This is a genomic window from Prolixibacter bellariivorans ATCC BAA-1284, assembly GCF_000621705.1.
GTDB lineage: Bacteria > Bacteroidota > Bacteroidia > Bacteroidales > Prolixibacteraceae > Prolixibacter > Prolixibacter bellariivorans.
The window spans coordinates 479999-491298 of the sequence record NZ_KK211332.1 but is presented as its reverse complement, the minus strand read 5'-3'; the positions used below and the strand labels follow the sequence as shown (position 1 = coordinate 491298).

Genomic DNA, 11300 nt, shown 5'->3' with positions numbered 1-11300 from the left:
TCAACTTTTTTATCATTCCTTTCACAAACTTTTGGAGATATGGGCAGTTCTTGAATATTTTAGGAACCGTAAACCAAATATCAGAAGAATGAAGAATCGTCGCGAATTTGTAAAAACCGCTGGAGCTATTGGTGTTGGACTAACAGCCGCACCTTCTGTGTCCTTTGGAAATACAGCTGTCGCTGAATATCCATCGAAACGTCCGGCACCGGCTGAGCGGAATTTCACCAGCGAAGCAGTGGAAAAGGTAATAGGGGAGATGAAGCAGAAAATCAAGGATCCGAAACTGGCCTGGATGTTCTCCAACTGTTTTCCCAACACAATTGATACTACGGTTACCTACCGGGAAAAAGACGGAAAGCCCGACACATTTGTTATTACCGGCGATATACACGCCATGTGGCTGCGCGATTCGTCGGCGCAGGTGTGGCCCTATCTTCCGTTAATAAACGAAGACAAGAAGCTGAAAAACATGGTAGCCGGATTGATTAACCGACAGGCCGAGTGCATTCTGATTGACCCGTATGCTAATGCTTTTAACGATGGCAAAGGACACAGTGAGTGGTTGAGCGATAAAACCGATATGAAACCCGAGCTGCACGAGCGGAAATGGGAAATCGATTCACTCTGTTATCCCATCCGACTCAGTTATCATTACTGGAAGAATTCAGGCGATACTTCGCCGTTTGGAGATGAGTGGAAGAAGGCGATGGAGCTGGTGGTAAAGACTTTTCGGGTTCAGCAGCGCAAAGAAGGACGTGGTCCTTACTATTTCATGCGGAAAACATTTATTTCCACCGATACCATGCCCGGACGCGGATGGGGAAATCCTATTCGTCCCAACGGCCTTATCTGTTCTGGTTTCCGTCCGTCTGACGATGCGACCACCTACCTTTTCCTGGTACCTTCTAATTATTTCGCTTTGGTTTCGCTTCGCCAGCTGGCCGAAATGAGTAAGGCTATTTATCATGATAACGCTTTCGCTGAAAAGTGTAATGCTTTTGCGGATGAGGTAGAACAGGCATTGAAGCAATATGCCGTATTCGAGCACGAAAAACATGGCAAAATATTATCGTTCGAAGTGGATGGCTTCGGTAATACCAATTTCATGGACGATGCCAACGTGCCTAGTTTGCTGGCGCTTCCTTACCTGGAAGCTTTCAAGCCGGATGATCCATTGTATCACCGTACCCGGAATTTCGTGCTGAGCGAAGACAATCCGTGGTTCTGGAAGGGGAAAGCTGCCGAAGGCATTGGCGGACCACACGTGGGGTTGCACTATGTCTGGCCGATGGCGATCATTATGCGGGCCATGACCAGCAATGATAAGGAAGAGATTGCCTATTGCATTAAAATGTTGCGGAATACCGATGCCGGTACCGGTTTTATGCATGAGAGTTTTAATAAAGATAATCCGGAAGATTTCACACGAAAGTGGTTTGCCTGGGCCAACACCCTGTTCGGCGAACTGCTGATGAAAGTCGATAAAGAACATCCGGAGTTGCTCCAACGAAATTATGCCTGATTAAAGGCTTAATGGAAGACTTTTAAAAGGATGTCATCCGGTGACCGGGCGGCATCTTTTTTTATTCTGAAAAGTATAGCGCTGCACCGAAATGTTGCGTGAATTTTCCTTCCCCTGGGAGCCGGGCACCAAAATGTTGCATGACTTTTCTTTCCCCTGGGAGCCGGGCATCAAAATGTTGCATGACTTTTCCTTCCCCCGGGAGCAGGGCATTAAAATGTTGCGTGGTTTTTTCATCCTCTGAAGCGGCGACATGAGAAATACACACGTATTTTTGTTGACCTGAAGCCCGGTCATGAGAAATACCTGCGTATTTTTGTTCCCCCGGAGCCAAGGCACGAGAAATACGCCTGCATTTTTGTTCCCCTGAAGCCAGGGCATGAGAGATACACGCGTATTTTCCTTTCCGCTGTGCTGGAATAGCTTTAATTTTTCTTGCGGAAAGCGTTTCGGATTTTTTCCCAAATGCTGGAATGTTTCTTCTTCTGGTCGCCGGGCGACTGCGTACTGTCTTCCTGTTGTTGCAGTTGTTTCTTATCTTTTTCAGCCTTGTCTTTATGGCGACCGAATAACCAACCAAAGTCGATGAATTTCTTATGCGGGAGTTCATCACGGTAGTGGGGAATATCCAGCGATGCGAGTAATCGTTGGTCGTCTCCCATATCAAAGCTGTGATATCGCATTGACGCGAAAGAGCGGTCGCGGTAGAGTTTGTGGAAGAAATCTCCCACAATGGGTAATGCCATTCGTGCCCCTTGTCCGTAATACAATGTGCGAAAATGAACGGCCGGATCTTCGGCACCCACCCAGCAACCGGTCACCAAATCAGGCGAGTAACCAATAAACCAACCATCGGCATGGTTTTGCGTGGTTCCGGTCTTTCCGGCAAAGTCGCCGCGGATGCCAAACCGGGTACGAATAGCGCGGCCGGTACCACTGTCCACTACGGCTTCCAGGTAATGGGTCATAATGTGAGCCGTTTGTGCGGAAATGACCTGTTCTTCATCGGAATCTTCATCCTGATGGAATGTTTTCAGCACATGACCTTTGGAATCTTCAACGCGAAGGAGATAATACGGTTTTACGCTTTTTCCGCCATTGGCAAAAGGGGCATACGCCGTTACCATCTCTTTGAGCGGGATGTCGGCCACGCCTAATGCGAGAGAAGGTACTTCCGGTAGATCGACATCGATGCCCATTTGGTGTGCCAGCCTCACAGCATTCGACATGCCTGCGTCGAGCAGCACCTGCACCGAAACGGTATTGATGGATTCGCTGAGTGCTCCTTCAAGGGAATAGTAACCTCCGTATTCATCTTCTGCATTATGCGGGGTCCAGTCGTCGTATTCCGGATAAGTGACTTCTTCGTTCGCGTAGTATTTATCCGGATCAACACCGTTTTCCAATGCCGCAGCATACACAATTGGCTTGAAGGTGGAACCTACTTGCCGGCTGGCCATTACATGGTCGTATTGATAAAACCGGAAATCATTTCCGCCAATCCAAACCTTTACCGCACCATTTTTCGGCGAAAGCGCCAGGAAACCACATCGCAGGGTGCGGAGGGAATGTTTTACGGAGTCGATCGGAGTCATATTTACCGTCTCGATATCACCCCAGCTAAAAACCTTCATCGGAATTTTTTCATGAAATGCCGCGCTAATTTCTTTTTCCGTTTTTCCGGCATCTTTCATTCGTATGTAGCGGTCGGAACGCTGTACAGCCCTTTTAAAAACCTCCTCATCGTGTCCCCATGGCTGTCTGTTACTCCAGTGTTTATCGAATACGTTCTGCAGATTCTTCATTTGCTCCTGCATGGCTTCTTCTGCATAATGCTGCATTTTGTAGTCGATAGTGGTGTAAATTTTCAGTCCATCGGTATATAAATTATATGGGTTGCCGTTGGGTTTCGTTACATGGCTGCACCAATCCTCCATCTCCAACCGGATGCGTTCGCGCAAATAGGCAGCCGGACCAGTGTTGTATACCAGGTAATTGTAATGCAGCGTAAGTGGCGTTTTCTTGTATTTTTCACCTTCAGCTTCGGAAAGGTAATTGTTCTTTACCATGAGGCTAATGACCAGATCGCGACGGTCTTTCGAGCGTTTGGGGTGCAAACGCGGATTATAGGCATTGCTGGCTTTCAGTGTTCCAACCAGTGTTGCAGCTTCTGGAACGGTTAAATCGCCCGGTTTCTTATCGAAGAAACGCTCCGAAGCCGTTTCAATACCAAAGGTGTTTTCACTAAAAGGGACAGTATTCAGGTAAAGGGTCAAAATTTCGTTTTTTGTATAAATTTTCTCCAAACGGTAAGCAATGATCGCTTCCCTCAGTTTGTTGACCGGCATGGAAAGTGGTCCGTAATTATCACGGCCAAAAATATTCTTGGCAATTTGTTGTGAAAGGGTCGAGCCTCCTCCAGAGCTCCGCTCCCGTAGCAGAATGGATTTAACGAATACACGAAGCAAGGCCCATTCGTCAATTCCACGATGTTCATAAAAGCGGGAATCTTCGGTTGCTACCAGCGCATGAATGACGTTGGGGGATATTTGGTCGAAGGTTACATTGCTTCGGTTTTGGATGTAATAGCGTCCTAAAAGGTGCCCATCGGACGAATAAACTTCCGAAGCGACCGGGTTTTTGACATCTTTCAATTCCTGTGTAGTAGGCAGTGGGCCGAAGGCCCCGATGTATACCAGAACAAAGAGCGCTCCCAGCAGAAAGATGCCAAACAATGAAATATTAAGTACCCAACGCCAAACTCTTTGCTTCGTGATTTGTTTGGAATTATGATGCTTACCGTTCTTTTTGGCAGGTGTACGTTTTCCTTTTCCGCGTGTGGAAGATGTATTTTTTTTGTTTACCATGAATCTGTCTTTGTCCGATACAAAATAAAACTGTTTTAACGAAAACAGGTAATTTTATTGTAAAGAGTTTTCCATATGCCCGGACAGAGTTTAAATGACGCTATTCTTTCCGGTTCCTGGAAGAATTGAATTCGGACCTCTTCAGAATTCCATAGTACTATCCGCTCGGTTGGGAGAGTATTACGACAAGACAAGGATCAGAAATCTTAACAGAAAAATACGGCAAAATGAAAATTGCAATATCAGGAAGTACAGGATTTATTGGTGGCGCTCTACGCGAGGCATTTGTGAGTTCCGGCATTGAAGTAGTACCGTTACTACGAGCTGATTTTAAGCGCGGAGAAAACTATCTTGTGCAGCTTTTAACCGGCGTTGACGGGATTATCAACCTGGCTGGTGCGCCCATTGTGAAGCGTTGGACACCTGTATATAAACAGCAGATAATGGAAAGCCGGATTCAGGTTACCCGTCAGTTGGTGAATGCGCTGAAGGCGATGTCGACCGACGACAGACCGGAGATGTTTTTGTCGGCATCGGCTATCGGTATCTATGCCAATTCGGGAACGCATGACGAAGAAGTATTTGAGTATGGGCATGATTTTCTTGGTGAAGTAGCCACACGATGGGAAGGCGCTGCCGCGGAAGTGAAAAACCTGGGCGTACGGATGGTGATTATGCGGATTGGGCTGGTGCTTGGGAAGGAGGGAGGAATGTTTGGTCGTTTATTGCCCGTATTCAGGATGGGACTTGGTGGCACCGTGGCCGGCGGAAAGCAAGGATTCTCATTTATCCATTTGGATGATGTTGTGGGAGCGGTTCAATTTCTTCTGGCCAAGAAAGAGTTAAGTGGTGTATTTAATTTTACGGCTCCATATCCGGTGAATAATGAAACGTTTACCCGAAAACTGGCTCATAAACTGGGAAGACCTTCTTTTATGGCTGTTCCTGCGTTTGCTCTAAAATTGTTGTTCTCCGAAGGTGCTACAGCTCTTATTCATGGTCCAACTGTTTTGCCACGAAAATTAACAGAGGCAGGATACAAGTTTCAATTCCCCGATATTGATTCTGCGCTTGACGATTTAATTAAGTCATAAAAAAATCCCGGGAGACAGTCCCGGGATTCATATGTAAAGGGCTTTTAAAAAGCCAATTAGTCAAGTTGAGGTCCGGCAGCAACCAATGCTTTACCTTCGTCGTTATCGGTATATTTCTCGAAGTTTTTAATGAAACGTCCGGCCAGGTCTTTGGCTTTGGCATCCCATTCGGCTGCGTCAGTGTAGGTATTACGCGGGTCGAGGATATTGGTATCAACACCGTCGAGTGCAGTCGGTACTTCCAGATTGAAGATCGGTATCATTTTGGTTTCTGCTTTTTCAATCGAACCATCCAAAATACGGTCGATAATACCGCGGGTATCTTTAATGGAGATACGTTTTCCGGTTCCATTCCATCCTGTATTTACCAGGTAAGCTTCAGCACCGGCAGATTCCATCCGTTTAACCAGTTCCTGACCGTATTTGGTCGGGTGGAGAGAAAGGAATGCAGCACCGAAACAAGCGGAGAATGTAGGCTGTGGTGAAGTTACACCACGCTCGGTTCCAGCCAGTTTTGCGGTAAATCCTGAAAGGAAGTGATATTTAGTCTGCTCCGGAGTCAGTTTAGAAACGGGAGGCAATACACCAAAAGCATCAGCTGTCAGGAAGATAACTTTCTTTGCGTGACCTGCTTTCGATACCGGTTTTACGATATTATCGATGTGATAAATCGGGTAAGAAACACGTGTGTTTTCTGTTACCGAACCATCGTTGAAATCGATTTTACCATTTTCATCAACCGTAACATTCTCCAAAAGAGCATCACGTTTGATGGCATTGAAAATATCGGGTTCGCTATCTTTATCCAGGCGGATTGTTTTTGCATAACAACCACCTTCGAAGTTGAACACACCCTGATCGTCCCAACCGTGCTCGTCATCACCAATCAACTGGCGTTTCGGATCGGTTGACAAAGTGGTTTTACCAGTTCCGGAAAGGCCGAAGAAAATCGCTGTATCACCATCTTTACCTACGTTAGCAGAGCAGTGCATGGCAGCAATTCCGCGAAGAGGCAGGTAATAATTCATCATGGCGAACATACCTTTCTTCATTTCACCACCATACCAGGTTCCGCCAATTACCTGCATTTTTTCAGTCAGGTTAAATACGGTGAAAACATCAGAATTCAGACCCTGCTCTTTCCAGTTGGGGTTGGTTGTTTTTGAACCATTCAGTACCACGAAATCAGGTTCGCCATAGTTGGCCAGTTCTTCTTCTGTGGGGCGGATGAACATATTTTTTACAAAGTGAGCCTGCCAGGCAACTTCTGTAATGAAACGAATCTTCATGCGGGTATCTTCATTGGCACCACTGAAGGTATCCATAACATAAAGGCGTTTGCCGGAAAGCTGGTCGGTCACAACACCCTTCAGTTGTTTCCAAACACTTGGTGAAATGGGTTTATTGTCGTTAGGAGAATGAGGAGTAGTCCACCACATGGTATTCTCAGTTGTTTCGTCCTTAACGATATACTTATCCTTGGGCGAACGTCCGGTGAAAACACCTGTCATTACATTCACAGCACCCAACTCAGTCACAACACCTTTTTCATAACCGTCTAAACCGGGTTTCGTTTCTTCTTCGAAAAGCTGCTCGTAAGAGGGGTTGTAGAGAATCTCTGCTACATTTTCAATCCCGTAAACAGACAAATCTAAATTTTTCATAATGAGATAATTTGATAAAGGTTTAATGCTCGTAGTTTCGCAGTGGTCAAAGATAAATGAATAATTGAAAATACTATGCTCTAAAACATATTATTGCTGTAAAGCATATTCATTCTAAAAAGCTGTTTTGCAGTTGTCTTAGCCTGGGTGAAAGGGTAGGAAACAGTGAGGAAACAAACTATAATAAATGAAAAGAAGACAGTAACAAATCATAGAATTTGTCTGTCTTCTTTATAAATATTGTTATTTAATTTAAATAAATAGTTTCTTGTCAGGATCTGGGATGATGACGGTTAACGGTATCCTTCAAATAGTCTTTGTCGAGATGCGTATAAATCTCTGTTGTGAGAATTGATTCGTGTCCCAGCATTTCCTGAACGGCCCTTAAATCGGCTCCTCCATCAATCAATTGCGAAGCAAATGAATGGCGGAATGTATGAGGACTAATGTTCTTCTTGAGATTGATTTTTTGTGCCAGGTTTTTAATAATGGTAAAAATCATCACACGGCTGAGTTGTTTACCCCGACGGTTCAGGAAAAGAATATTTTCGCTGTCCTTGTCCACTTTCAGACGTTTGCGGTAACCAATCAGATATTTGTTAATATCTTCGATTGCTTGCTTGCTGATTGGAACCAGACGTTCTTTATCGCCTTTTCCTTCAATTTTTATGAATTCCTGATCGAAGTGCAGGTTGCTCAATTTCAGGTTAACAAGCTCAGAAACACGAAGGCCACAACTGTAAAGAGTTTCAATCATCGCTTTATTTCGCTGTCCTTCCGGTTTGCTTAAATCAATGGCATTGATTAAGTCGTTGATTTCCTGGTCGCTGAGTATATCCGGCAACTTTCTTCCGATTTTGGGAGATTCGAGCAAAGTTGTCGGGTCATTTTCAATCACACCTTCCATGAGTAAGTACTTGTAGAACGACTTTATGCCGGAAATGGTCCGGGCCTGCGTACGCGGACTTACACCCTTTTGGTTCATCCATTCAACAAATTCACGAAGATGTTGGAGTTTTACCATATCTGGCGGAAGTTCTTTAAATTTGCCTTCCAAAAACGAAATCAATTTATTGATATCGTTAATGTACGCGCTAATTGAGTTTTGAGAAAGCGATTTCTCAAGTCTCAAAAACGATTCGTATCCCTTTTTGCTCTCAACCCAATTCATAATGAAGCAATTTTAGTTTTAACTTGTAACAATTTTAGATAAATTTGGTTTAAGAAAACATTTATTATTGTTAATAAACAAGGGGGGATGCAAGAAAAGGTTTTTGAAATAATATGATGTTTTCTTTTTGACATCTAGTTAAATATAAGAATTATCTGAGTTAAATGAAAATTATTTTAATAAATGGCCCAAACCTTAATCTTTTGGGCGTTAGAGAGAAGACCATCTATGGTAATCAGTCCTTTGATGAATATTACGTAAAGTTGAAGGAACGGTTTCCTCAGGTTGAGTTTGACTACTTTCAATCGAATGTGGAAGGGGATATTGTGAACAAATTGCATGAATATGGTTTTTCATCTGATGGTATTATCATCAATGCAGGAGCTTATACGCATACATCAATTGCCATTCGCGATGCCATTTCCGGAATTAATACGACGGTAGTCGAAGTTCACATTTCCAATATTCTGACCCGGGAGAATTTTCGGCACGAGTCGGTTATCGGGCCGGTTTGCAAGGGGAGTATTATGGGATTTGGTCTCGACTCGTATCGCCTGGCAGTAGAAAGTTTTTTGGGTTGAGGGAATGTAATTTTAACGTTATGCCAGTGTATCGCTCCTGGTTTATTTAATAGACAAAAAATCAATTTGTTACGCTATTGAGGGGATGAGGTAATATTAAACAAATCTTATTTCCTGTTGTTAGAAGGATGAAAAGAGCGACTGTTACGCGAAATCGCTTAATTTCGCAGCTCAAATTACCATATTAAAATATCTTTCTATCAAGATGAATCGAAACAAGCATACCAAGATTGTCGCTACACTTTCCGACAAAACCAGTAATCCGGAATTTATTTCAAAATTGTATGAAGCAGGGATGAATGTTGTCCGAATCAACACGGCACACCAGACTCCCGAGACTGCCTTGCAACTGGTAAATGATGTCCGGGCTGTATCCGATTCTCTGGCTATATTACTCGATACCAAAGGACCTGAAGTCAGGACTAAAAATATTGCTGAGCCCATTCCCGTGAAGAAGGGAGATCGTCTTTTGATTAAAGGCGGTGACGGAGAATCCAATAAGGATGTATTTTACGTCGATTATCCCGGATTTGCGAATGATGTTACCGTTGATCGCTCTGTACTAATTGATGACGGTGAGCTGGAGCTGAAAGTCGAAGCTGTAAGAGATGATGCACTGGAAGTGATTGTCGTCAACGACGGTGAAATAAAGAACCGAAAAAGCATCAATGTTCCCGGTGTTTCATTTGCCTTGCCGGCCATTTCGCCCAAAGACGAGATGTTCATCGAATGGGCTGTCGATAACGATTTGGATTTCATCGCCCATTCATTCGTCCGTAACAAAGAGGATGTGTTGGCCGTTCAGGAGATTCTTGACCGCAAGGGAAGCAAAATCAAAATCATTGCAAAAATCGAAAACCTGGATGGCGTAAATAACGTCGACGAGATTTTGGACTATGCATATGGTATTATGGTCGCTCGCGGTGACTTGGGAATTGAAATTCCCGCCGAAAAAATTCCCGGGGTTCAGCGGCATATTATTCGCCGGTGTGTTAAACGGAAAAAGCCTGTTATCATTGCTACGCAGATGTTGCATACAATGATTCAGAATCCGAGACCAACCCGTGCAGAGGTTAGCGATGTGGCCAATGCAATTTATGCCCGGACCGATGCGATTATGCTTTCCGGTGAAACTGCTTACGGAAGTTATCCGGTTGAAGCTGTTGAAACCATGACCCGGATTGCGATGGAAGTTGAAAAGAGCAAGGATAGACGTAATGACCTGCCAGTACCGCGTCTCGACGGTGAAGTACCCGCATTCTTATCGGAAGCTGCTGTGATGGCTGCAGAGGAGCTGGATGTAAGAGCGATTGTTACCGACACCCTAACGGGAAGAACTGCCCGCTATCTGGCTGCATTCCGTAGTGGCCGTCCGGTATATGCGAAGTGTCACACCGGAAAAGTGAAAAGAGAACTTGCTCTTTCATACGGTATTCACGCCAGTGAAATTATCGTGAAAAAGAATAAAGATAAGCTGGTAAAACATGCACTTCGCGGTCTGGTTGAAGAAGGTTGCCTGGCCGAGGAAGACAAAGTGGTTTATGTGGGAGGAAGCTTTGGTGTAGGAGGTGGAACCTCTTTTATGGAAATTGCTGAAGTAGGACAATTGACCCGGAAGAATAAATCGGATCAGGGTGCCAACAATAAATGAGAATAAGTAATTGACAGAAAATATAAAAGGAGGCCGATTAGGTCTCCTTTTTTTTGTCTTGTTTGTTATCTATTTTGCTTATCGCATATCATTCACTTCAACATCGGGATGTTTTGACGGGTCAAATGTGAAATAACTGTCAGGCAAATCCTGATTGGTTTTCATATTTTTCAGTGCGACAGTATAGGTGTTACCATCTTTACTGTATGTTATGGCTTTAATGATGTGGTAGTTGGCAGCATCAATGTAAAGTTTAACCCGGGTGAAATCTTTATTCAGATCTTTCGGATAAAGGTCGATGACATAAGCATTTTTGTCACCTATCTTTTTTTCACCAATGTACCGGTATTTGAAACCCTTTTCGTAGATAGTGAAAAGATTGGCCGGATTAAGTGAATTATCCTGTCCTGGTGTGTTGTCTGTTACATTGACTTCGCCTGCATCGGGCAGATAACTCCAATTGGTTTTACCATTAGAATAAACATCCATCCCCAATGCCGGCATATGTAACCGGTATTTTTCTCCTTTCAAAGCTACCCAGCCACTGTTCGTTTCTTTGATGTCTTCCTGCTGGTTTTCCAGGGTGAAGGAAAAATCGATTTGAATGGTTTTATAACTTTTGGTTGTCGCCGAAAGCTTATCGAGAATTTCTTTCGCTTTGTTGTCCTGCTGAGCGAACAGCAGGCTGGTTGTCAAGACGAGCAAGACGGTTAATGTAAAATTTTTCATTCTACTCATGTTAGTACT

General features: G+C 44.1%; 9 protein-coding genes. 4 read left to right on the top strand and 5 right to left on the bottom strand.

Annotated elements, in window-relative coordinates:
- The first annotated feature begins 88 nt into the window (after nt 1–88).
- Entirely contained in the window at nt 89–1525 is a 1437-nt protein-coding gene (locus T426_RS0121340) for a glycoside hydrolase family 125 protein (protein WP_025863657.1), read from the top strand.
- A 61-nt stretch (nt 1526–1586) separates the two neighbouring features.
- Here the strand turns inward: T426_RS0121340 and T426_RS25895 are convergent, their stop codons facing one another.
- Together T426_RS25895 and T426_RS24690 are read right to left on the bottom strand one after the other, a co-directional pair.
- Nucleotides 1587–1859: a hypothetical protein gene (locus T426_RS25895; RefSeq protein WP_153637563.1), complete on the bottom strand. Its 273-nt coding sequence runs from the start codon at nt 1857–1859 to the stop codon at nt 1587–1589.
- 91 nt (nt 1860–1950) lie between these two features.
- A complete protein-coding gene (locus T426_RS24690) occupies nt 1951–4392 on the bottom strand; it encodes a penicillin-binding protein 1A (protein WP_025863659.1) in 2442 nt (813 codons plus the stop codon).
- Nucleotides 4393–4619: 227 nt separating this feature from the next.
- Between T426_RS24690 and T426_RS0121325 the strand changes: the two genes are divergently transcribed.
- A complete protein-coding gene (locus T426_RS0121325) occupies nt 4620–5486 on the top strand; it encodes a TIGR01777 family oxidoreductase (RefSeq protein WP_025863660.1) in 867 nt (288 codons plus the stop codon).
- Nucleotides 5487–5542: 56 nt separating this feature from the next.
- On the opposite strand, the gene pckA is transcribed toward T426_RS0121325, so the two are convergent.
- Nucleotides 5543–7150 carry a phosphoenolpyruvate carboxykinase (ATP) gene (gene pckA / locus T426_RS0121320; RefSeq protein WP_027586257.1) on the bottom strand — a complete coding sequence of 536 codons (1608 nt, stop codon included), beginning with the start codon at nt 7148–7150 and terminating at the stop codon, nt 5543–5545.
- 271 nt (nt 7151–7421) lie between these two features.
- Nucleotides 7422–8321, bottom strand: a complete 900-nt coding sequence (gene xerD / locus T426_RS0121315; RefSeq protein WP_025863661.1) for a site-specific tyrosine recombinase XerD — start codon at nt 8319–8321, stop codon at nt 7422–7424.
- A gap of 164 nt (nt 8322–8485) precedes the next feature.
- On the opposite strand from xerD, the gene aroQ reads away from it, so the two are divergent.
- Nucleotides 8486–8902, top strand: a complete 417-nt coding sequence (gene aroQ / locus T426_RS0121310; RefSeq protein ID WP_025863662.1) for a type II 3-dehydroquinate dehydratase — start codon at nt 8486–8488, stop codon at nt 8900–8902.
- Between the two features lie 205 nt (nt 8903–9107).
- Nucleotides 9108–10553 (top strand): pyruvate kinase, encoded by a 1446-nt coding sequence (gene pyk, locus T426_RS0121305; protein ID WP_025863663.1) that lies wholly within the window; start codon nt 9108–9110, stop codon nt 10551–10553.
- A 78-nt stretch (nt 10554–10631) separates the two neighbouring features.
- On the opposite strand, the gene lolA1 is transcribed toward pyk, so the two are convergent.
- A complete protein-coding gene (gene lolA1 / locus T426_RS0121300; protein WP_025863664.1) occupies nt 10632–11282 on the bottom strand; it encodes an outer membrane lipoprotein periplasmic chaperone LolA1 in 651 nt (216 codons plus the stop codon).
- Nucleotides 11283–11300: the final 18 nt, after the last annotated feature.

What these genes read in the sequence shown, in the direction of transcription:
- T426_RS0121340 (WP_025863657.1), top strand. Translation starts at nt 89, where the DNA reads ATGAAGAATCGTCGCGAATTTGTAAAAACCGCTGGAGCTATTGGTGTT.
- T426_RS24690 (WP_025863659.1), bottom strand. Translation starts at nt 4,392, where the DNA reads ATGGTAAACAAAAAAAATACATCTTCCACACGCGGAAAAGGAAAACGT.
- T426_RS0121325 (WP_025863660.1), top strand. Translation starts at nt 4,620, where the DNA reads ATGAAAATTGCAATATCAGGAAGTACAGGATTTATTGGTGGCGCTCTA.
- pckA (WP_027586257.1), bottom strand. Translation starts at nt 7,150, where the DNA reads ATGAAAAATTTAGATTTGTCTGTTTACGGGATTGAAAATGTAGCAGAG.
- xerD (WP_025863661.1), bottom strand. Translation starts at nt 8,321, where the DNA reads ATGAATTGGGTTGAGAGCAAAAAGGGATACGAATCGTTTTTGAGACTT.
- aroQ (WP_025863662.1), top strand. Translation starts at nt 8,486, where the DNA reads ATGAAAATTATTTTAATAAATGGCCCAAACCTTAATCTTTTGGGCGTT.
- pyk (WP_025863663.1), top strand. Translation starts at nt 9,108, where the DNA reads ATGAATCGAAACAAGCATACCAAGATTGTCGCTACACTTTCCGACAAA.
- lolA1 (WP_025863664.1), bottom strand. Translation starts at nt 11,282, where the DNA reads ATGAAAAATTTTACATTAACCGTCTTGCTCGTCTTGACAACCAGCCTG.